This window comes from Thalassotalea atypica (genome assembly GCF_030295975.1).
Lineage (GTDB): Bacteria > Pseudomonadota > Gammaproteobacteria > Enterobacterales > Alteromonadaceae > Thalassotalea_F > Thalassotalea_F atypica.
In genome coordinates, this window is sequence record NZ_AP027364.1 from 88674 (window position 1) to 112003 (window position 23330).

Annotated in this window: 16 protein-coding genes, 1 tRNA gene and 1 rRNA gene; 8 read left to right on the plus strand and 10 right to left on the minus strand. The window is 41.5% G+C overall.

What is annotated here, in order from left to right; genetic code table 11:
• Nucleotide 1 precedes the first annotated feature (1 nt).
• Entirely contained in the window at nucleotides 2-1798 is a 1797-nt protein-coding gene (locus tag QUE03_RS00405; protein WP_286264006.1) for a Vgb family protein, read from the minus strand.
• Between the two features lie 388 nt (nucleotides 1799-2186).
• Here QUE03_RS00405 and QUE03_RS00410 point away from each other — a divergent pair, with 388 nt between their 5' ends.
• Entirely contained in the window at nucleotides 2187-2348 is a 162-nt protein-coding gene (locus QUE03_RS00410) for an ATP-binding protein (RefSeq protein WP_286267708.1), read from the plus strand.
• A 131-nt stretch (nucleotides 2349-2479) separates the two neighbouring features.
• Here the strand turns inward: QUE03_RS00410 and QUE03_RS00415 are convergent, their stop codons facing one another.
• Complete coding sequence (locus tag QUE03_RS00415; RefSeq protein WP_286267710.1) at nucleotides 2480-3667, minus strand: BaiN/RdsA family NAD(P)/FAD-dependent oxidoreductase; 1188 nt, start codon at nucleotides 3665-3667, stop codon at nucleotides 2480-2482.
• 267 nt (nucleotides 3668-3934) lie between these two features.
• Between QUE03_RS00415 and QUE03_RS00420 the strand changes: the two genes are divergently transcribed.
• Together QUE03_RS00420 and QUE03_RS00425 are read left to right on the plus strand one after the other, a co-directional pair.
• The gene (locus QUE03_RS00420; protein WP_286264008.1) at nucleotides 3935-5449 is read left to right on the plus strand and encodes a hypothetical protein; all 1515 of its coding nucleotides are present in this window, start codon (nucleotides 3935-3937) and stop codon (nucleotides 5447-5449) included.
• A gap of 43 nt (nucleotides 5450-5492) precedes the next feature.
• The gene (locus tag QUE03_RS00425) at nucleotides 5493-6176 is read left to right on the plus strand and encodes a response regulator transcription factor (protein WP_286264010.1); all 684 of its coding nucleotides are present in this window, start codon (nucleotides 5493-5495) and stop codon (nucleotides 6174-6176) included.
• Between the two features lie 108 nt (nucleotides 6177-6284).
• On the opposite strand, the gene ftnA is transcribed toward QUE03_RS00425, so the two are convergent.
• The 3 genes from ftnA to QUE03_RS00440 form a co-directional block, all read right to left on the minus strand.
• On the minus strand, nucleotides 6285-6812 hold the full coding sequence (gene ftnA, locus QUE03_RS00430) for a non-heme ferritin (protein WP_286264013.1): 528 nt from the start codon (nucleotides 6810-6812) through the stop codon (nucleotides 6285-6287).
• 129 nt (nucleotides 6813-6941) lie between these two features.
• Nucleotides 6942-7415 carry a peroxiredoxin gene (locus QUE03_RS00435; RefSeq protein ID WP_286264015.1) on the minus strand — a complete coding sequence of 158 codons (474 nt, stop codon included), beginning with the start codon at nucleotides 7413-7415 and terminating at the stop codon, nucleotides 6942-6944.
• 22 nt (nucleotides 7416-7437) lie between these two features.
• Nucleotides 7438-7593 (minus strand): hypothetical protein, encoded by a 156-nt coding sequence (locus QUE03_RS00440; protein ID WP_286264018.1) that lies wholly within the window; start codon nucleotides 7591-7593, stop codon nucleotides 7438-7440.
• Between the two features lie 138 nt (nucleotides 7594-7731).
• On the opposite strand from QUE03_RS00440, the gene QUE03_RS00445 reads away from it, so the two are divergent.
• Complete coding sequence (locus QUE03_RS00445; RefSeq protein ID WP_286264019.1) at nucleotides 7732-8424, plus strand: cytochrome b/b6 domain-containing protein; 693 nt, start codon at nucleotides 7732-7734, stop codon at nucleotides 8422-8424.
• A 49-nt stretch (nucleotides 8425-8473) separates the two neighbouring features.
• Here the strand turns inward: QUE03_RS00445 and QUE03_RS00450 are convergent, their stop codons facing one another.
• The 5 genes from QUE03_RS00450 to prlC all read right to left on the minus strand — a co-directional run bounded on the left by QUE03_RS00450 (nucleotide 8474) and on the right by prlC (nucleotide 14673).
• The gene (locus QUE03_RS00450; RefSeq protein WP_286264021.1) at nucleotides 8474-8944 is read right to left on the minus strand and encodes a c-type cytochrome; all 471 of its coding nucleotides are present in this window, start codon (nucleotides 8942-8944) and stop codon (nucleotides 8474-8476) included.
• 113 nt (nucleotides 8945-9057) lie between these two features.
• Nucleotides 9058-11016 carry a methyl-accepting chemotaxis protein gene (locus QUE03_RS00455; protein ID WP_286264023.1) on the minus strand — a complete coding sequence of 653 codons (1959 nt, stop codon included), beginning with the start codon at nucleotides 11014-11016 and terminating at the stop codon, nucleotides 9058-9060.
• Between the two features lie 117 nt (nucleotides 11017-11133).
• Nucleotides 11134-11925, minus strand: coding sequence for a class I SAM-dependent methyltransferase (locus tag QUE03_RS00460; RefSeq protein WP_286264025.1), 792 nt, complete (start codon nucleotides 11923-11925; stop codon nucleotides 11134-11136).
• Entirely contained in the window at nucleotides 11926-12624 is a 699-nt protein-coding gene (locus QUE03_RS00465) for a DNA-3-methyladenine glycosylase I (protein ID WP_286264027.1), read from the minus strand.
• Nucleotides 12625-12627: 3 nt separating this feature from the next.
• On the minus strand, nucleotides 12628-14673 hold the full coding sequence (gene prlC / locus QUE03_RS00470; RefSeq protein WP_286264029.1) for an oligopeptidase A: 2046 nt from the start codon (nucleotides 14671-14673) through the stop codon (nucleotides 12628-12630).
• Nucleotides 14674-14901: 228 nt separating this feature from the next.
• Between prlC and QUE03_RS00475 the strand changes: the two genes are divergently transcribed.
• The 4 genes from QUE03_RS00475 (at nucleotide 14902) to QUE03_RS00490 (ending at nucleotide 23312) form a co-directional block, all read left to right on the plus strand.
• On the plus strand, nucleotides 14902-19509 hold the full coding sequence (locus QUE03_RS00475) for an EAL domain-containing protein (protein ID WP_286264030.1): 4608 nt from the start codon (nucleotides 14902-14904) through the stop codon (nucleotides 19507-19509).
• Between the two features lie 76 nt (nucleotides 19510-19585).
• On the plus strand, nucleotides 19586-20941 hold the full coding sequence (gene gorA / locus QUE03_RS00480) for a glutathione-disulfide reductase (protein WP_286264032.1): 1356 nt from the start codon (nucleotides 19586-19588) through the stop codon (nucleotides 20939-20941).
• Nucleotides 20942-21579: 638 nt separating this feature from the next.
• A 16S ribosomal RNA gene (locus tag QUE03_RS00485) occupies nucleotides 21580-23122 on the plus strand.
• Between the two features lie 113 nt (nucleotides 23123-23235).
• Nucleotides 23236-23312: transfer RNA gene (locus QUE03_RS00490), tRNA-Ile, on the plus strand.
• The last annotated feature ends 18 nt before the right edge of the window (nucleotides 23313-23330 follow it).

Genomic DNA, 23330 nt, shown 5'->3' on the forward strand with positions numbered 1-23330 from the left:
ATTACAGTGGTCCGTTATCGACTATGGCGCAACGAGGCAAGGTACAAAGTGGTATACACACTTTAATATCTGACGGAGTTATAGTGCCGTCAAAGTTGGCGTCTCTAGGGTCGTCAGGTAATGCTGTTTGGTTACGGGCTAGGCTAATTGCTCTTAAATCAACTCTGTCGATATCATCATCAAGGTCCACATCACAAATTTTAACCTCGTTAACAATGACTAAAGGTTCAATACTAAGGTCTGAAAGTACTGGGCTTTCGCCGTTATCACCCGGTCTTAAGGTGGCACGTACTTGTATAAATCTACCGTTCATTGCAATTCCTGATAATCCATTAGTCATTGCGGCATAGGTTTCTAAACCCAAACCTACTTGCGTATCAGACACTCGTGCTTCTACGGTAATGCTACCTCCAGCAGGAATACTGCCTTCGGGCTCATTATTCCAACTAATCTCGTCCCAAGGATTACCTGCGTCGCCGCCATCTTCAATTATTGTCCAAATACCTGATGGGTCAGTGGTGTTTGTTGCGGCAAAACCTGTTGCATCACTGTAGGTATAAGGCTGATTGCCAAGAGGCACTGTCGCCATCAAATTCCCAGTATCTTTGTTAAATTTGGTGGAGTTATTACTGCCCCTATTTACTGCCCAAATGTTATTGTTAGAATCAGGAACAACGCCACGTGTATCGCTTGCCGCATTTGGTGTAGCCCATTGTGTGACGCCAGCTGAGCTATATTTACGGATTGGCGATTGGCCTAAAACAATACTTCCATCGCCATCGACGGAAATCCCCAAGGTAGAGTTACCGACATCGCCTGGAGAGGAGAATGTGCCGGTGGCAGGATTGCCATCTGGTTCGCCAACTCCTGAATTTTGATCATATTGTCTATAACTACCGCTACCACTGGTGTAAACCATGCCATTGCCTATAGCTATACCGTAAACCGAAGCGCCAGTATTTAACGTTGCTAGCCACGTATTGGTATTGGTATCAAGGATGCCCATGGTCGAAGAGAGTGAAGAGCTGTATAAAATACCGTCACCATCTACTAAGCAGCCGTATGGCGATAGTGAGCCTGTTGTGGCTATTGGCCCTGCAAGCACTGCACCATCAGATGCTTGAACTTTGTAGTAGCTTCTATTGGTATAGTCTCCCATCCACAAATTGCCGTCGGTACCGATACACAAAGAGCGACCTAAACTATTCGCAGGGCCAACATGATTGATCCATACAACTCGCTCATCTCTTATTTCAGAGGTTTGTAATATGCCATCAAGGTTATCATCTACCGGTGGCAGAAATTCTGCTGGATCACTTCGGTCAATGATACAGTCACCATTGACATCGGTCGATGTATCAATAACACCATTGCCGTTACGATCTACACCACCTTCCGATAAAATCTTCAATACATTCATCGGACGGCCATCAAACTGTCGATTGGCGACAAAGACATTACCTTCTGAGTCAACTGCGGTACGTGAGGGTGCAGGTCCACTCCACGCTGAGTGGAAAGGGCCTATATGCCATGTAGCATAGCGAGCAACTTCACAGTCAGCATCCGTATCAACTTTAGACACAGAGTCTTCACCAGCGTTAGCCGCCCACAATAACGGGAAGGTACTACCGGTTGTACTGAGTTGCAGTTGGTCATCATTTGGATTGTCGTGGTTAACACTGTTTAGGATACCCAGATCAAACTGGGCATTGGTGGTATAAGTATTCGCAGATGTACTGCCTGCAAAGCCAACAAGTGACGCTAGAAATGCAGACAGAAATACTGTCAATTTATTCATGAGAATATCCTTTTATCATTTCGGAAAAGTGTCATCAATGAGAGACAACTAAACAACAAACAACTTTCTCATTTCTAAGTATTCAAATTAAACGCTAAACACAGTATCAGTGTGTCGAGCGCACAGAATGGTTGAAAAATAAGCATATATTGAGCCGAAATATAAAGCATAGATTTAACAAACGGTTATGAGGAGCCGATTTAGTCAACTGTAAAATACCCTGACAATATTTGTGGTTTTGCCGCTGGCTGACTTAAGCGCCATTAGAATTGACCTGTCGAGAAAGAGTTTATGGAGAGTGAGCTAGTTGATATTGAATCGCTTTTGTATCTGTTTATTTTAGGGTAACGATTAGTGATGTAGACATCATGATAACGAAGACAATTTTATTCCTTACGCTCGACTAGATGATAGTCGCACCAGAAAAACAGGTGGAATAGGACTAGGGTTAGCGATTGTGAAGAGTGCAGTAAATCAACTTGAGGGAGAAATAAGTGCTTCTAATTTGAGCTTTGGCGGTGCGTTTTTTAAAATAGAGCTGCCAATTTGAGTTTATCAAGAAGAAATAAAGACTGCTTAGCGCCGTTTTTCACCGAAGACTGTCTTTAAATTATTAAGTGGTTAAGCCTTAAGTAGGTTTTTTAATCAAAAGATTGTCTTCGTTTTAATTTCATCAAATCATTAGCTTACTGCTTGTCCACAAGCCACACCACTAGACCAAGCAAATTGAAAGTTATACCCGCCAAGGTGGCCGGTCACGTCGATTACTTCACCAATAAAGTACAATCCTTTGGCTTTTTTAGCTTCGAAAGTTTTACTGGAAAGTTCATCAGTATTGACGCCGCCTAGAGTAACCTCTGCCGTTCTGTAACCTTCAGTGCCATTAGGCTTGATTTGCCAGTGATGTAAGTACTGGACTAAATAAGCAACGTCGTCTTTGCTAAGTTGATTGATGGCTTTATCGGTAATGTCTTTATGATTCACTAAGCTTTCAACAAACCGCTTTGGGAGCACGGTCGATAGTAAATTCTTAAGTGATTTTTGACTTTGTGTTTCACGCCATTGTTGGATCAAATCGGAAATTGCTGATTCTGGTAGTAGGTCAATGGTGACCGTTTGGCCTGCTCGCCAAAAAGACGATATTTGTAAGATCGCAGGACCAGATAAACCGCGATGAGTAAACAATATATTTTCCTTAAAACTGGTACCGTCTTCACTTGAAACCGTTGTTGGAATACTAATGCCGGATAAACCATCGAAACGCTGTTTATCGTGTTCATGTAAGGTAAAGGGCACTAGTGCTGCTTTGGTCGGCAGTACTTCGAGACCAAATTGCTCTGCCACTTTATAGCCGATTGGCGTTGCGCCTAACTTGGGCATAGTAAGGCCACCCGAAGCAACAACAAGAGACTGACATTGAAAACTTTTGTCAGTGGTTTTTACAATATAACCGCTATCGCTCTTTTCAATGTGAAGTACTTCGCTTCTCAGGTGCACTTCAACACCTGCCCATTCACATTCGGTCATCAATATATCAACAATGTCTTGAGCGCCATTGTCACAAAACAGTTGGCCTAGGGTTTTATGATGGAAGGGCATGCCATGACGCTCAACTAAGTCAATAAAATCAAACTGGGTATAGCGACTCAATGCTGACTTCACAAAGTGAGGATTTTGGCACAGATAGTTTTCGGGGCTGGCATTTTCATTAGTGAAGTTACAACGGCCACCGCCACTGATCAAAATTTTTCTGCCTGGTTTTTTCCCCATGTCGACCACAATGACATTTTTACCTCGATAGCCCGCTGTGGCAGCACACATTAGTCCAGCGGCGCCTGCGCCTAAAACAAGTACATCAGTAGAAATCAAAAGCAAAACTCGGTCATCAATTTATTGGCCGGCATTATACGTGAGTTATGCTCAGGTCGCGAATATGTCGCGAGAAATATGCAAATAATGTGCAGCAACGTAAGCTTGTGCAAACAAAGATAAAGAAGTGCAAAGATTGTGTAAATATCAGAACTATTCCTTCTCAACTTGTTCTACTAAGGCAGCTTTAAGCCTTACACGATAGTAGGTACAGCTAAATTTGTGGCAATTTTTGTCTGTCACGTTGATATATTGGGAATGGATTAGATGATGAGTTATTTACGAAGTGCTTTTATAGGCACAAATTTATCGGTGTTGGCACTGATTTCTTTTACTTTATTGTTAGCAGGTTGTGGCTCCAGTAGCGATGGTGATAGCGGTAATGGTTATCTGCAATTTTATAATGGTTCAAAAAATGCGCCTGCGGTGTTCCTCACGATTGATGAAAACCTCAATGAAGACGATGAAGATGAAATTGAGATCACATACAGTGCAGTTGAATATGGCGTGGCTACCTCAGCTAAAGAAGTGGCCGATCAACATTATTACTATGAATTGGCATGGCAAAATGAAGATTCGAATGATAGAGAAGATCTTGCGCTAATTAGTGAAGGGCAACTTTCAGTAAAAAAAGATGTCATTCAATTTATCGTATTAAGCGAAGACATTGCGTCACCTCAGGTTCAAATATACGAAATAGACGTAATTGATGACGATATTGACGAAGATGAAGATCTGTTTAATTTAAGGTTATTAAATTTAGCATCAGATGACGCGGGTGTGGATGTCTACATGTCAAAATCAAATGAAACCTTCAACGAAGCTACTTTAATAGGGCAGTTCACTAACGGTCAATTGTCAGACAATCAAAAATTAGATCAGGATGAATATGTTGTCTATATCACACAAGCGGGCAGTAATGAGGTGTTATTTCAATCAGGTGAAATAGATTACGACTATCCATCACAATATGTATTAGTGGTGAGAGAAAGCGCTGCCGCCAGTACGTCTCCTTACGCTGTCGATTGGGTTTCTACATCATCAACTGTTGAATACTTAGATGCCAACTCAGCAGCGAATGTTAGAGTATATAACGCGATTAACCGCCACGATTTATTGCCGCACTATCAAAGTGAGTTTGACGTACATTTAAATGGTGTTGACGACCAAGCAGAGATAACCTCGCTAGCGATGGGGGCATTAAGTGAAACTTTAGTACAACCTAACGGCGACTACAGTGTAGACCTTGTTGCATCAGGCACAGAGGAACGCATCCTTAAAAACCACCTACTAACTTTGCCTGAAGACGCTAATAAAACCGTGTTTTTCTATCTAAAAGAAGATGACGTTGATCATGACAATGATGGCGATGTTGATGAAGATGGTGATGGCATTGTTGATGAAATCGAAATATCGGTCAATTCGTTGGTGGTTGATAATAGTCAGCGAGAAAGCATTTACGATCACAATATTGCGATGATCAATTTAGTGGATAGTGATGATTTTTCTTTAGTGAAGTTTTATTTCGTCCGTAGCGATGAAACCATCGACAGCGCACTGTATTACAAAAGCGTGGGTTACGCTCAGTCTTTGTCGCTTAACCTTTTGAATAATACATATCAGGTTTTTGCGATTGCCCAGCAAAACAGTAGTGACATCATTTTATCTAGCTTCGAGCTGACCTTAAATGAAGAGTCTAAAGAACTGTTTTTAGTTATTGAGGGGGATGAACTCTCGGCAACAGGCTACAAAATAACGCTTGCTGAGCAGAATGAAACCTAGCGTTAAGCCCTTAATCAAAAGCATATAGCGAGAAAATAAGCCGATGCTAAAGAAGCAATTATTAATTTTATGTCTTGATGCAGAGGGTGAAATTCCTTATGCAGATTTTATTGCTGGATATGAACATGACGTGCATCTATGTCAAACACCGGTAGAAGCTTTCTATACACTAAAAAGCCAGCAAATAGATTTGATTATTATTGATAATAATAAATCTATGCATGATTACATAGACCTTTTGGTGCACCTTGTTAACATATCAACAAGTCCTGTAATGGTATTTTCTCAGGAGCTAAATACAATCGACCACATCAATGTGCTAGAAGCGGGGGCCGATGACTATGTGCTAAAAACGGCACCAGTGCGTGAAATGATAGCGAGGATCAATGTTTGCTTGCGCAGAGCAAAAGCAACTGATTCTCATCGGCCTCACAAAAGATTAGAGCTTAATGGTTTTTCTTTATGCATGAGTAGCAGGGAAGTGAAATGCAATGACATCAAAATTGCGATTACGGGGCTTGAATTTGAATTGCTCTATTTGTTGATGTCGAATGCTGGTGACATTGTTTCAAGAGGGGCCATTGGCAAATGTGTATTTAAACGAAATATTTCTTACTGTAATCGTAGTTTGAATATGCATGTGTCAAATTTAAGAAAAAAACTAAAAGAAGTCAGCGACTCTAGTTCGATCAAAACCGTGCGAGGTGCAGGTTACGTATTTCTTTAACCATACATAAAGCCTTTGGAAGCTTTCCTTCGCACAAAAACAAAAGAGGCTTTCTTCTACACAAGGTATAGAAGAAAGCCTTTTATTTACTAATTGTGCAATCCTGTTTTATACCGCGGTATCTGTCATGACACTGCTGTTGCCAGCTTTTGCCATTTCAGCCAAGTCTTTATCAACAAAAAATAGAGCATGTCCATCGTGACCGACAAGGTTTATCTTGTCTAACACGCTCTTAAATAGTGTTTCTTCTTCGTGTTGCTCTGCTACGTACCACTGCAGAAAGTTAAACGTAGAATAGTCTTGGTTACTAAATGCTTGATGAGCCAATTTATTAATGCGCTCGGTAATATCACATTCGTGTTGATAGGTTTTTTCAAACACATCAGCTAAAGAGTCAAACGTGTGTGGGGGCGCTTCAATGGCGCCTAGAATAGGAAGAGCGCCGGTTTCACTAACATAAGTGAATAAGCGAGTCATATGATCCATTTCTTCTAATGCATGCTTACGCATAAATTCTGCAGCACCTTCAAAACCTTGTTCTTCGCACCATGCACTCATTTGCAAATATAAGTTAGAAGAGTAAAACTCCAAATTTATTTGCTCGTTTAACTGCTCAACCATTTCAGGTTTTAACATTTGATGACCTTATTTGAGAATATAATGACCTAATTTTGCCAATATTGACAAAAATTATCAAATTAAAATTTTAACAAAAACCTAATAAAAACAAATATATAAATAATGATAATTGTTTCCATTACGGTTTTAAAGCGCGTCTAAAATAACCTCGGCTTTACTGACATCAAATTCCTTAGGTTTTTCAATGTGTAAGCTTGTTACAACGCAGTTTTCGATTATCATCGCGTAACGCTGTGAGCGAACGCCACCGAAATGCGCAGTATCCATGTCTAATCCTAATGCTTTAGTGTAACTACCATCGCCGTCTGCCAGCATCATTAAATGCTCAGCATTTTGTGACTCACCCCATGCCGACATGACAAAGGCATCGTTAACCGATAAGCAGATAATCTCATCAACGCCTTTTGCTTTTAGATCATCCGCACCAACAACATAGCCCGGTAGGTGAGCAGCAGAACAGGTTGGGGTGAACGCGCCAGGTACAGCAAATAGCACGACTTTCTTATTGGCGAATAATTCTGCGGTATTGTGGGTGATCAGGTTGCCATCTTTTAATTGCTGTAATTGTCCGATTGGCATTTTTTCATTAAGTGTGATCATAATTCTCCTAAACAAGCTGTTGTTATTTTAGTTTGAGGGCCTTACACAAAAAGCCTTTGTCGTGTGCTGCTCGTGCACAATCTTTACAAACAAAGCGCGGTTTGTCGACGATATGAATAAGTTCATGGATATCGCGTTCAATATCTTTCTTTTTCCATTTACACAGGGATTTAGCCATAATAAAACCTCATCAATCTTCTTCATTGTACGAGAAATAGCGATATTTTTCAGGTAGCATGGCAACTTTATTTTATCAGAATTTGAATGTTTCGTTATCTCCATTAGGAATAATAACGGCTAATAAGGTAGTAACGTGATGACACAGAAATATCTTGTATGGGACTTACCCGTAAGAGCATTTCATTGGAGTTTAGTGATAATGCTTAGCGCATTATGGTATACCTCTGAGCAAGAGGGCGATATGGTCGACCTACATATGCAATTGGGCTATGTAGCACTGGGTTTAGTTTTGTTCAGGCTTATTTGGGGGGTCGTTGGTACTAAGCATGCGCGCTTTGGCCAATTTGTTCCATCATTTTCAACGCTGAAAAGGTACGTCCATGCATCATCGAATAATGAGCAAGCTAGGTATGCTGGGCATAACCCATTAGGTAGCTTAATGGTGGTAACGCTTCTCTTCTTGGTTTTGTTGCAGGCACTCAGTGGTTTATTCATCACTGATGATGTGTTTTCATCAGGCCCTTACTATGGAGTGCTCAATGCTACTTGGGAAAAAGTGATGGCGACTATTCATCACAACCTGTTTGACGTTCTTCTAGGTGCTATCGCGCTGCATATTGGCGCAGTTGTTTACTATAAAACAGTAAAAAAGAAGAGTTTAGTTAAGCCGATGGTTACGGGGAAAAAAGATGCAAAAGAAATTAACCCGGGTGATGACATTCCGCATTCTAAACTGATTATTGCCAGCATCGTTATTGCGGCGGTTATCTGTTTTGTTTACTGGCTGGTTGTGACCAATGCCCCTGTTGTTGAAGAGCTTTATTTCTAAGATATAACATGGCGCGCTGTGCGCCATGAGTAGTTATCTAATCTATGTTTTATTCCGCTTTAAAGGCGTCATGGCAACCTTTACAAGAACGGCCAACACCACCAATGGCTTTCTTTATTGTTGATTTATCGCCGCTATTGGCAACTGAACGTAAGTGGGCGGCCGCTTTTTGTAGTGCTTGTACTTTTTCTGCAAATTTAGCCGGCTCTTGCCAAATCTTCGGTAGTGCTTCGGTCTTGAGTTTGAAGTGTGATGTATCAAACTTAGTATAGTCCGGCATCATTAAGCTGAGTTGCTCAATACGCGTGGCGTATTTTTCAATTTTGCTACTCTCTAATGGCATTTTACCTTTTGCCATGGCGCCAAGCGGCCCCATATTGCTAGCAAGTAGAGTAAACACTGATTGGCGATGCTTGATCACCTTTTTCGCTTGGTCTTCAGTTTTTACGGTTTGAGCGAATGCAGATGATAATGTCAGTGCAGCCACTGCAGCAACAATTGACTTAGTTAGTTTTCTCATTAAATAGACTCCAGATTTCTCGTGTTATTTTTTTAACGTCTATTTAACACGAGTTTGGCTTACGAACCCACATTATTTCGATAGCCCACCGTGTTTTTGCGATGATTGTGCAACTAACAAGTCACTGGCGTTAATGTTTGGCTAATATCGCTGACTTGATTGGCAACGTCTTTAGAGATGTTCTCAGCCAGCTGTTTAGACTGAGACACTTCGCTGTTCACTTTTTCCATGGCTGATTCAAATTGGCTAAAATGACTTTGTTGTTGATTTATTTGCGCTAAGGTTTGTGCCGCTACATTTGCCGAGGTAATTGCTTGAGTCACAACGCTAGCCGCATTATCACTGAGTACAACCGCAATGCTTTTTTGTTGCTCTGACGCTTGTTCAATGCCGTGAATGTTGTCTTCAAGAGTTTTATTCGCATGATTGAGTTGCGCGAGTCGAGAGCTGACTTGCTTTAACGAGTCTTGTGTTTTTCCTGCCAACTGTCTGACTTCGTCGGCGACAACCGAAAATCCGCGACCATGACGGCCGGCGCGAGCGGCTTCAATTGCCGCATTGAGCGCTAATAAATTGGTTTGATCGGCAATAGAGCTAATGACATCAACAATTGACCCAACGCTGTCTACCGATTGTGTCAGTGATTCTATCGCCAATTTTCCGGCGTTAGCGGCTTTGTTGGTAACTTCACTGGCGACTAGTACTTCCGCTACCTTTGCTTGACTGTCGTCCATCGCTTGTTGAGTCGCTTGTGCCGTATCAACCACTTGCTTAGATAATGAATTAACTGTGTCTGAAACTTGTGATAATGATCGCATAACTTCATCAACGGCGATCAATTGCTCACTGGTGCTTGTGGATGAACATAAAATGGTTTGCGCTTGAGTTTCCATGGTTTGCATCGCATGTGATACTAAGGTTAATTGTTGCGCTTTTTGTTTACCTTCTTCTGCAAGTTGCGAGACCATTTTATTGAAACTGGCGGATATTTGACCTAATTCTGTTTTTGCCGAAATACCAGTAATAAACTCAACGCGACCTTGGTCAACAAGTAAGACGAAACTATCTCTAAGGCGTCTCAGTGGTTGCAAAACAACACGGCGGGTTAACCAAAAATTAGCGGCCAAGAAGACTACTAACATGGTCAGTAAGATAATCACTGCCCAAGTGATCTTGTTGTTAATATTGTTTTGTGAATTCTGGATATCGGCTTCACCAAGTAAGATCATATCTTCTATTATTTTCACATCTTGGTTGAGTTGTATAAATCCTTCTCTACGTTGATGTTCTTGCGCTAGGGTTTTGTTTAGTTCACTGCGGTAACGACTGATGAGTGAGGCAAATTCGTTTAGTGCATCTTCACTTAAATCGGCCTGTACTTTATCGTCATCGATGAGTAATTCATCATCGCTCAGCTCATCATTGTCATCGTACTGTTCAAAGATACCCAGTAGGGGATATTGTTGTAGTTTAACGGTTAATCGATTGAGCTCCTTTAGAGGCCGATCGATAGCGAGAATATTGGTATTTTCTCTGCCAAATAGTTTTTCTCTGATCCGGATTATATTGTGCAGATTTAGCAGAGTTTCATCGAGCGTAGAGAGGTAGTTTAGGCGCTGTGTGCCTGTTAATTCTTTGCTTTGTTTAGCAAATGTGGCCAGATTAAAGCCAATTGCAATGAGTCCTTGTTCACTATTGCGTAGCAGTGCCAGAGGATCACCACTGAGTTTCCCCCACGCTCGGTACTTTTCGTTGATGTCTTGTTGGAGTGTCGTTGTTTTTTCATTAATACGTGCGGCGAGATCGGCAATATCAATACGCTGACCATTCGCATTGATTTCCTTCAGTTGTATTTCTGCTTTATTTAATAGGCTTGCGTCGCCGGTTTGGAGGTAGTCGGCGATTGTGCGATAAAAATCAACTGTAGTTAGCGATTTTAAATGTTGATACTCAGCGAGCTGGAGCCTGTTACTGGCGAGAGTGTTTGCCACTTGGTACATCGCCAGTAGAAAGGTCATGGCAAAGAGAAAAATGCCTATCGCAGAAATTTTAGAAAAAGTTGAAACACGCACAATTCAAATCCGTAAGTTATGTCTATGCGGTTGAGTCTACTAAGTTTTTATGACAGTTTTGTTACGGTTGAGGTTGCAGTTATTAGCTCACGCAGTGTCGTAACCAAAAAATGTTGATTAGTGTTGTTTAGGAATGCCTTTATTGACATAAATGTCGAAGCGATTTTTCTTCATTTTTATCGTTGTTGATGGTTTTTGACCATTGATTGGTTCGGCATAATTGGGTCGCTTCACTACCACACGATATTCGGCGATCGCTTTTGCCGGTGCTAAGAGTGCATCGGCATCATGGTCTTCACCGACCAATGATTGAAAAACACGCATTTCTTTTTTCACTAACGCGGATTTTCCTTTATGCGGGTACATAGGATCCAGATAAACAATGTCATGTTGTGGTTGTTCAGCCATTTCTTTTATTGATGAGGCATGAACGAGCGACATATTGTTGATGATGGCCTGTGTATCAACGTTGAGTATGCCCCGTGCAATACCGTCGTCTAGTAATGCGGCAACGACTGGATTTCGCTCCATTAAGGTAACCTTGCAGCCTAAACTAGCTAGTACAAAGGCATCTCTGCCCAGTCCGGCAGTTGCATCAAGTACGGTGGGTTCAAAGCCATGCTTTAAGCCAACGGCTTTAGCAATGTCTTGACCACGACCGCCGCCGAATTTTCGTCGGTGAGCACTGGCTCCTTCAACAAAGTCGACTTTGATTGGAGAAAGCTTTGGCTCATCGAGCTTAATTAGCTCTAATACCTGCTCATTTACCCTTAAAATAAAGTCGAGATCTGGATGGTTCGATGTAGCAGCAAAATCACCGATATAGGTAAAATCCCATTTTGCAGCAATCGTTTTTGCTTGCGTTGCGTCTTCGGGGTGCTGATAGGCAACCGCTACATTTATCATCATTTACCCTAACTGGACACTGTTATCGCCTGTGGCGTAGGCAACTAATCGACTCAGTTGTGAAAGTGTTAAATCACTTTCTTGTTGCCAGTGATTAAAGGCTTGTTGAATGGTCGCTAAACTTGATTTGGTTTGAAGACCTCCCGAGATCAGGTCTTGGGCTCTAAAGTACGCTTCTACGTCGCGAGATAAAAGAAACGTGTCTTTGCCCAAGGCTCTTAGCGCATAAGGACCTGTGTTACCACCAAGGCGTGAGCCATTTTTCTTTAAATAAGCCCATAACCCTATTATATCTTCACAAGGCCAGCGTTGGATAAACTCTGCGAAGGTGTGTCCGTTTTGTTGCTCTTCGAAGATCATCTGTGCGTTCTGTTTGATGGTTTTGACTTTATTAAAGTTGCGAATGATTTTCGGATCACTGGCTTTTCGCTCCATCATTTCTTCAGGCATCATCAACACTTTCTCAATGTTAAAACCGAAAAAGACATCTTCAAAATCCGGCCATTTATTTTCAACCACTCGCCAAACGAAGCCAGATTGAAAAACTTTCTTGGTCATAGCCGCTAAGTAGCGATCATCAGATAGCTCAAGTAACGCTGCTTGGTTTTCAGCGGGCCCCAAAAGTGCATTTAGGGCTTTTACGCCGTGTTTTCGTTCGGCGGCACGCTGATAAAGCGCGTCAAAAGACTCAAGATTTTTCATGAATTAAGCCGCATCTATCCCGCTATGACGAAGTAGGGCGTCAATTTGTGGTGCTCTGCCTCGAAATGCCTTGAACAATTCGCTTGGCTCTTGTGAACCGCCTTTTTCCAATATGTTCTCTAAAAAATCACGGCCTGTCTTGGTATTAAATACCCCTTCTTCTTCAAAACGACTAAAGGCATCGGCGGAAAGTACTTCAGCCCATTTGTAGCTGTAATAGCCCGCGGCATAACCGCCACCAAATATATGACCAAAACTGTGTTGAAAACGATTAAAATCAGCAGCTTTCACTACGGCATATTTATCACGAATGCGATTAAGTACTTGTTGAATTTGATCGCCTTGCTCAGGGCTATATTCAGCATGCATGGTAAAATCGAATAGGCTAAATTCGAGTTGTCTCAGCATTTGCATGGCTGATTGATAATTTTTTGCCGCAAGCATTTTATCGAGTAATGCTTGTGGCAATGATTCGCCTGTTTGATAATGACAGGAAATAAACGCGAGTGCTTCAGGTTGCCAACACCAGTTTTCCAAAAATTGGCTCGGTAGCTCAACGGCGTCCCACGGCACACCACTGATGCCAGCAACACCCGCCGCATTTATCTGTGTCAGCATGTGATGGATACCATGGCCAAATTCATGGAATAGAGTGACCACTTCATCGTGCGTGAATAAAGCTGGGTTATCGCCAACCGGCCCATTGAAATTACAGGTTAAATAAGCGACAGGAAGTTGAACGGCATTTTCAGTTAATGCGCGTCGACCGACACATTCATCCATCCAAGCGCCACCACGTTTTTTCGCTCGCGCGTAGAGGTCAAGGTAAAAACTCCCGCGCAGGGATTTATTGCTGTCATACACATCGTAAAATTTGACGTCTTCATGCCAAACGTCAACACCTTCTCGCTCTTTGATGGTTAAACCGAATAAGCGATGAACAACCTCGAATAGACCATCCACCACTTTATCTTTAGGAAAATAGGGACGTAATTCTTCGTCTGAAATCGCATAGCGTTGCTGTTTAAGTTTTTCGCTGTAGTAAGGCAAATCCCACGGATTCAAGTGTTCGGTGTCGTGCTCTTTTTTGGCAAAGGCGAGTACTTCATCTAATTCTTTTCGCCCTTGTTCTTTTGATTTAGACGCTAGCTCGTTAAGGAAAGCTAATACTTCTTCAATATTGCCCGCCATTTTAGTGGCTAATGATTTTTCAGCGTAGTTATTAAAATCAAGCAATTGTGCTAGTTCGTGGCGTAATTTCAGGAGTTCAGCCATCACCTCGCTGTTATCAAACTCGCCTGCGTTCGGTCCTTGATCCGAAGCTCGCGTAACAAAAGCGGTATACATTTTTTTGCGTAAGTTGGCATTGTCACAATACATCATCACTGGTAGGTAGCTTGGAAAGTCGAGCGTAAATAACCAGCCTTTTTTCTGTTCGGACTTAGCAAGAGCTGCAGCTGCTGCTTTGGCACTATCTGGTAATCCAGATAGCTCATTTTCATCTTCAATGAATACTTTAAAGGCTTGAGTTGCATCGAGTAAATGGTTATTAAATTTTGAACCCAGCTCGGATAATCGAGTGGCGATTTCGCCGTAGCGCTTTTTTTCTTCTGGCGCGAGTGCTATGCCTGACAGTTTAAAATCGCGCATAGCATTATCAATGACTTTCTTCTGAGCGGTATCTAAAGTGTGATAATGCTCACTTTCTGATAATTGTTTGTATGCGTTATACAGGCCTTCGTGTTGACCAACATAAGTGCCGTATTCTGACAGCAAAGGTAGGCAACTTTCGTGTGCGTCACGTAGCTCATCAGAATTAACCACGGAATTCATGTGAGAAACAGGTGACCATAGCTTGCCTAATACATCGTCAACGTCGTCAATTGGTGCGACCAGATTGCTCCATGTATAAACAGTATTTTCATTGAGCACCTTTTCTATGGCTTGTTTGCAATCATTGATAGCCTTTTCCACTGCAGGCTTCACATGTTCAGGCTTGATTTGGGAAAATAGCGGTAAGGCGTGTTGTTGAAGAAGTGGGTTGCTCATAAGTGAAACGGTCTCAAATTTAATCATTGAGATAGATGTAATGTTTCTAAGTGGTTAAATCAAGGGGAAGAGGTATAGTGAAGCCAATTATTTTAGTACGGTTGGCCCATATGTTACTAAATTGTATGCTATACATACAGTGATAACATTTTGTGACATAATTATTAGGGCAGTACTTAGCATTGATTTGATTAGTTGTGGACATATGAGAAATGATAAAACATCACTATGAGTAATAATGTAGTTAATTATTTTTTGGCATTGTTTTTTATTTTCCTTCTAGCATTGCCAATTGCTGTGCATGCGAAAGTTAATAATGTTGTTCTAGAACAAATTACCGTTGATGATGGCCTGTCTCAAGCAACAATTAATACCATTTTGCAAGATGATGCTGGCTTTATGTGGTTTGGCAATGAAAGTGGTGTCAATATTTACGATGGCTATAGCGTTAAAGTATTACCTGGGCCAAATGGTGAATTTACTAACCTTGCTAATTATTACCTTCGAAAAGATAAAACAGGTAAAATATGGATGTCATTTTGGAACAATGGCATATATACCTTTGACCCAAAAACCAATACCTATGAATTTATCTTGGACTCAGATCCAGAGAACCCCCAATCGCCAACGTCTGATATCTTGATAGACCCAAACAGCGATAGAATATGGATTGTGACTGAAAAGTCACTCCTATTGTATCAACCGCAAACTCAAAAAATAGTAAAGCGCATCGATCTTGCTCAACAATTGGATTTTAAATGGGGCTATATTCATTATGCGATGATTGTTGATGAAAATATTTATATTGCCACGCGAGTGGGTTCTTTTGTTTACTCATTGAACTACGACAAATTATTTAGATTGCCAGCTATTGAGGCAGACAGGTACAACCAATTCCATTTGTCTCAAAAAGAACTTGAAAAAATATATAGTTTCACTGTCCATGACGGCCTTATTTATGTAGGGAGTAATGATGGTGTTTTTAGTGTTTCGCTTACAGATATAGAACAGTTTATCGAAGGCGCGAACCATGAAATTAGTTATGAACTTGTTGTGCCTAATGTGTCGGTTTGGGATATCCAAATTCATAAACAACAAGCATATGTAGCCTCAACAGATGGTTTACACCAATTCAATGTGCTAACTCATGAGCATGAGAAATTACTAGAGTATTCAGATTATGATCCGTCTGTGGCCAACTCTGAGGTTAGAAGCCTATATATTGATCAAGACGGGTTGGTGTGGCTCGGTTCGAGTGCTGCTGGCGCTTTTAGTTGGGATCCTGTAACGGCCCAGGTGGACGTTTATCAATACCGGAAAAATGCCGCTAACAGCTTAACTGCAAGCTCTGTATCGTCGATTATACAATCAAGTCGTGATGAAAATTTATTGTGGGTTGGTACCGAAGTTGGGCTGAATTTGGTCGACATAAGCCGAAATTCAGTGGAACATTTTTTGGCAGTCCAAAATTACAAAACGACAGAGACTGAGGGGAATATTTATACCATTGCAGAAGATGAACAGCATAATTTATGGCTAAACACTGCGTTAGGGATGAGATTGTTTGATACAGAGAGTAAACAATTACGCCCATTTGATTATATGCCAGAGATTTCAACATGGTTAACGGATTTATTTGCTGTTACTTTGCTTCAAAAGGGAAAGTTTTGGGTTGTTTCAGAAGACGGATTTTATCAGCTAGATATTAAAACCGGCTCACGGACAAAATTTGATAATTTGCCTACGTCAATGCATTTGAATCAAGTGTATAACCTTATGCCAGCTCCTTCTGGTAATGCAGATGAAGTGTTTGTTTCTACTAATAATGCCTTATGGTTATTTGACGCTAAGTCCAATAAATTTAAAGAAATTTATCGTCATCCGGACAGTAAAAGTTCGTCATTTAATTATTTTGATAGTTGGCAGGTTGATAAAGATGGCCGCTTTTGGTTGTTATTTACAGGTGTTGGTATTTTGGTGTTTTCCGGAGAAAGTTATGAGCTAGAAAGGATGTATACTCAGGCGAACTCAGGCATCAACAATGATATCTATGGCCTCAACTTAGATGAAGAAAATAATTTGTGGTTTTCAAGTCATGCAGGGCTTTATCGTTTGAATATTGAGAGTCGGCATATACGCTCATTCGGCTTAAATGACGGTCTTGTAAGTAAAGAACATAATGCGGAAGCAAATGTTAAGTTAAAAAACGGCTTCTTAGCCTATGGTGGAGTATCTGGGTTCAGTATTTTTGCCCCAGCATCGTTAGGTCAAAATGATACCAAAATGGCTTCACAAGTATCTATTGTTGGGGTCAGTACATTGTCTAGAGATCTCAATTTACCTTTGAATATTGAAAGCAATGCTGTGATCAATTTGGCCTATGATGATGTTGGTATTCGCCTAGATTTTTCTAACTTCGCTTATGGTAACCAAGAGAAACCGTTATACGAATATCGATTCATTAATGGCGTAAGTTACCCGGCATCAAAACAAAATTATGCTGTGTTTTCAGAGCTTGATTCGGGTACCCATGTTTTAGAAGTGAAAACAAAATCTCCTTCCACTGGACAGTATTCTGAGCCAGCACGTGTAGAGATTCATGTCAGTTTTGCGCCATGGCGTTCACCAACCGCGTTAACTATCTATATCGTATTAATTTGTATGCTGGTTTTCTATTGGCAACGAAATAGATACTTAAGACAGAAAACACTCATCAACGCTCACAAGCAGGTGGCATACAGAGAAAACCGACTGCAGCTAGCATTAAGTGGTAGTAACAGCGAAGTTTGGGACTGGAAAGAAAAAAATAATGTAATTTTTGGTAAACGATTAAGTGATGATTTGGGCTATGACGAAGCAACTCTAAGTCATAGTTTTGATGAACACCTTAGCCTAATCCACCCAGAAGACCGCAATAACTTCTTAACTAAGTGGCAATTGTTTATGGTCAATGGTGATCAAGAGCAAAGCTTTGAATGCAGTTATCGTTTACGTGCCTCCAATGGTGAATGGCTTTGGTATAAAGATCTAGGCAAAATAGTCGCTTTTAATGAGGATGGACTACCTCAGCGGGTGACAGGGTCATATACCAATATTACTGAGTCCAAAGCAAATATGGAGCGCGCCCAATATTATGGCGCGGCATTTGAACAAACCAAAGATTGGGTAATAATTATTGATGAACATTTTTCAAAAATTCGTGTTAATAAATCAATGGCACAAGTGTTTGGTTGGCAACAGGAAGAGCTTAGCTTTAAACGAAATATATTAGGCTTGAGCCAAGAACGCGTTAGTTTCTATACTAGGTTATTTCCAAAAATTCGAGCTAAAGGGCATTGGCGTGGTGAAGAATTGATCACTACACCAAGTGGTGAACAATATCACGTGATTATTAATATCAGCCTGAGTCAGGGAGATCATTTAGAGAGCAGCCATTTCATCTGTGTCTTGACGGATATTACGGCGCAAAAGTTTGCAGAGAATGAACTCCGCTATATGGCAAATTATGACCACTTAACAGGTTTGCCTAACAGAACCTTACTATTGGATAGAATAAGCCATGCAATGGAATATTCTTCTCGCAAAGCTAACTCGATAGCTTTATTTTTTATTGATTTAGACCGTTTCAAGCAAGTTAATGACTCTCTTGGTCATGATTACGGAGACTTGCTACTCAAAGAAGTTACGATTCGCTTGAATCATAATTTACGTGTTGACGATACTATTGCCCGCATTGGTGGTGATGAATTTGTAGTATTGTTAGAGTCATACAAAAATAACAATGAGCTTAGTCGTATCGCACAAAAAATTATTAATGCGCTTGAGCAGCCGGTATCGTTGAATAGTCATGATGTCAGTATTGGCGCAAGCATAGGTATATCAATGTATCCAGAAGATTCAGCAAGTTCTGATGAGCTGCTAAGGAATGCGGATGTTGCGATGTATCACGCTAAACAACAAGGAAGAAATAATTACCAGTTCTTTACTGAACGTATGAACTTAGAAGCAAAGCAGCGCTTAAGCAAAGAATTAAATCTGAAACTAGCAGTTAGTAACGATGAATTTTTTAATTTATATCAACCCATAGTTAATGCCAATACCGGTAAAGCGGTAGGTGCTGAGTTATTGATGAGATGGGAGCACAAAGGGAAGGTTGTCTCTCCGATAGAGTTTATTCCGCTTGCGGAAGAATTAGGTTTGATATTAATGATGACCGATATGGCGATGGAAAAAGGGTTCGTAGAGCTGAAGAAGTGGCGACAGCTAAGAAGTGACTTTTATCTGTCTGTTAATTTTTCGGCAGTTCATTTTACCTTTGACGATTTAGTCCCTTCGATTGAAAAAATACTAGCCAAGCATGGTTTACCTGCCCATGCACTGAAGGTAGAGGTAACTGAAAATGCATTTATCTCTGATCCTGAACAGGCAATAAAAACTATGAATGATCTGAAGTCTTTGGGTGTCATGTTGTCGTTAGATGATTTTGGTACTGGCTTTTCATCACTTTCTTACTTGAAGAGATTGCCGTTAGATATCATCAAAATCGATCGAAGCTTTGTCTCAGGTATTGCGGTTGAAAAAACTGATGAAGCGATTGTTGATGCAACCCTGGTGCTAGCTAAAAGCCTTCATATGTCATGCATCGCAGAAGGCGTTGAAACAGATGAGCAACTTCAATACTTAGTAGATAGAGAATGTAATTTGATCCAAGGTTATATTTATTACAAGCCCCTGTCTGCGGATGAGATTTATAAACATATAGAGGAAAATAAAGTTGAAACTAAATTACTGCCTAACGGTTCTAGTAGTAACAACGACAACTTAATCATCAATTAGTGCTTGTAAAACTTGCTTTCGTACCTATTTTATAACGCATAGGTGATCATAAGATGACCCCCAAAGGACACTTAATATGACTCGACATTTTGATTTTTTGGCAATTGGCGCAGGTAGCGGTGGAATAGCTTCAGCGAACAGAGCAGCCAAGCATGGCATGAAAGCAGCGGTAATCGAAGCAAAAGCAATAGGTGGTACATGTGTCAACGTAGGCTGTGTACCCAAAAAAGCAATGTGGTATGCAGGGCAAATCGCTGATGCTATTAAATACGGTAAAGATTATGGTTTTAATATCACCACGGGTAATTATGATTGGTCAACCATGGTTAAAAACCGCGAAGCTTACATCGAACGTATACATGCGGCATATCAACGTGGTTTTTCTGCCAATAATGTAACAGTGATTGAGGGTTTCGGTAAATTTGTTAATCGCAATACAGTAGAAGTTAATGGAGAGCGGATTACTGCCGATCATATTGTCATAGCCACAGGTGGTCGCCCACAAATACCTAATATCGAAGGCGCTGAATATGGCATTGATTCAGACGGTTTTTTTGCGTTAACTGAGCAACCTGACACAGTTGCTGTGGTTGGTGCGGGGTATATTGCAGTTGAATTAGCAGGTGTCTTTCACGCCTTAGGCTCTCAGGCCCACCTTATTGTTCGTAAAGAAAAGCCACTTCGTTCATTTGACGATATGCTAAGTGACACTTTAGTTGAGCAAATGGCCCAGCATGGTCCTGCGCTTCACACTCATAGCGTACCGACTAAAGTAGAGAAACTCGATGATGACCGATTATTAGTACACTTGGAAAACGGTCAAACTATCGGTCCGGTAAATACCCTTGTATGGGCGATTGGTAGAGAACCAGCAACAGATAATATCAATCTCGCTTCGGCAGGCGTTGAACTTAACGAGAAAGGCTATATTGATACTGATAAATATCAAAACACCAATATTGATAATATCTATGCGGTAGGTGATAACACCGGAAGAGCACAATTAACGCCAGTTGCTGTTGCAGCGGGTCGTCGCTTGGCAGAAAGGTTATTCAATAATAAAACTTATGAACATCTTGATTACTCCAATATTGCTACGGTTGTTTTTAGTCACCCCGTGATTGGTACTGTAGGTTTGACTGAAAATGAAGCAATTACCGAATACGGGGTAGATCAGGTAAAGGTATATAAGTCGCAATTCACTGCTTTATACCAGGCGATGACTGAAGAATACCGTGATCCAACACGCATGAAGCTCATTTGTGTTGGTAAAGAAGAAAAGATAGTTGGTATTCATTCTATCGGTTTTGGCAGTGATGAACTTTTACAAGGATTTGCAGTTGCTATGAAAATGGGGGCAACCAAAGCTGATTTTGATAATACAGTGGCAATTCATCCAACTTCGGCTGAAGAATTTGTTACCTTGACCTAATCGGTGAGTTAAATAAAAGCGTAGCCACTGCATAGGCTTACGCTTTTTTGTTTTTTTAAGTTCTTGCGCGTAAAAACTAATACGCCTAAATATTTGTTGTTTTAATCACCATAAAAGCCTTTAATTAAGCGGTTTGCACACTAATTAAACGAACAGTAAATTAATTTAAAATAAAGCTTGATCCTTTCCTAAAAATCCCTAAAATGCGCTCCACTTCTTCGGGACAAGCCCAAGAGGTTGTTTTGAACAGTTTAGTTAAACAATAGTTTGGTTAAGCTCGAAGATAACTTAGAAAAACAAGTTAAATTATTTTTCAAAAAGTTGTTGACATCAAAACTGAGTTGCGTAGAATGCGCATCTCGCTTCGGGACAGGCTACTAGCCAGCTCCAAGCAAACAGTGATAAGCGAATGCGACTTACACTGACTACTTAATCAAGTAGTGTTCTTTAACAATTAGTTATCATGCAATTTGTGTGAGCACTCACATTAGTGTTGATTTTACATAGTCCTTCGGGACAAAAAAAACAGCTTAATGATGAAGTTCACGCAAAACTACTTATGACCTTCGGGTTATAAGAACATATGTTTTAAATGTACAGAATTCATTGAGCCGCATCTTATGATGCACAAACGATTTTAATTGAAGAGTTTGATCATGGCTCAGATTGAACGCTGGCGGCAGGCTTAACACATGCAAGTCGAGCGGAAACGAAAAGTAGCTTGCTACTTTGGCGTCGAGCGGCGGACGGGTGAGTAATGCTTGGGAATATGCCTTATGGTGGGGGACAACAGTTGGAAACGACTGCTAATACCGCATAATGTCTACGGACCAAAGGGGGGGATCTTCGGACCTCTCGCCATTTGATTAGCCCAAGTGAGATTAGCTAGTTGGTAAGGTAAAGGCTTACCAAGGCGACGATCTCTAGCTGGTTTGAGAGGATGATCAGCCACACTGGGACTGAGACACGGCCCAGACTCCTACGGGAGGCAGCAGTGGGGAATATTGCACAATGGGCGAAAGCCTGATGCAGCCATGCCGCGTGTGTGAAGAAGGCCTTCGGGTTGTAAAGCACTTTCAGTCGTGAGGAAAGGTGCTAGTTTAATAAACTAGTACTGTGACGTTAGCGACAGAAGAAGCACCGGCTAACTCCGTGCCAGCAGCCGCGGTAATACGGAGGGTGCGAGCGTTAATCGGAATTACTGGGCGTAAAGCGTGCGTAGGCGGTTTGTTAAGCAAGATGTGAAAGCCCAGGGCTCAACCTTGGAACTGCATTTTGAACTGGCAAACTAGAGTATTGTAGAGGGTGGTGGAATTTCCAGTGTAGCGGTGAAATGCGTAGAGATTGGAAGGAACATCAGTGGCGAAGGCGGCCACCTGGACAAATACTGACGCTGAGGTACGAAAGCGTGGGGAGCGAACAGGATTAGATACCCTGGTAGTCCACGCCGTAAACGATGTCAACTAGCTGTCTGTAGACTTGATCTGTGGGTAGCGTAGCTAACGCGCTAAGTTGACCGCCTGGGGAGTACGGCCGCAAGGTTAAAACTCAAATGAATTGACGGGGGCCCGCACAAGCGGTGGAGCATGTGGTTTAATTCGATGCAACGCGAAGAACCTTACCATCCCTTGACATCCAGAGAATTTACTAGAGATAGTTTAGTGCCTTCGGGAACTCTGAGACAGGTGCTGCATGGCTGTCGTCAGCTCGTGTTGTGAAATGTTGGGTTAAGTCCCGCAACGAGCGCAACCCCTATCCTTATTTGCCAGCGAGTTATGTCGGGAACTTTAAGGAGACTGCCGGTGATAAACCGGAGGAAGGTGGGGACGACGTCAAGTCATCATGGCCCTTACGGGATGGGCTACACACGTGCTACAATGGCGTATACAAAGGGCAGCAAGACCGCGAGGTGGAGCGAATCCCATAAAGTACGTCGTAGTCCGGATCGGAGTCTGCAACTCGACTCCGTGAAGTCGGAATCGCTAGTAATCGTAGATCAGAATGCTACGGTGAATACGTTCCCGGGCCTTGTACACACCGCCCGTCACACCATGGGAGTGGGTTGCAAAAGAAGTAGCTAGTCTAACCTTCGGGAGGACGGTTACCACTTTGTGATTCATGACTGGGGTGAAGTCGTAACAAGGTAACCCTAGGGGAACCTGGGGTTGGATCACCTCCTTATCTTGAAGTAAAACGCCTAATGGAAGCCTTCGGGTTTCATGAGTGTTCACACAAATTGCACTGATAACAAATTAGAAGAAGTCCTAACATGTAAGCTTCGGACATATAAATATAGGTCTGTAGCTCAGCTGGTTAGAGCGCACCCCTGATAAGGGTGAGGTCGGCAGTTCAAGTCTGCCCAGACCTACCAAGTTCTACCTACGTGTTG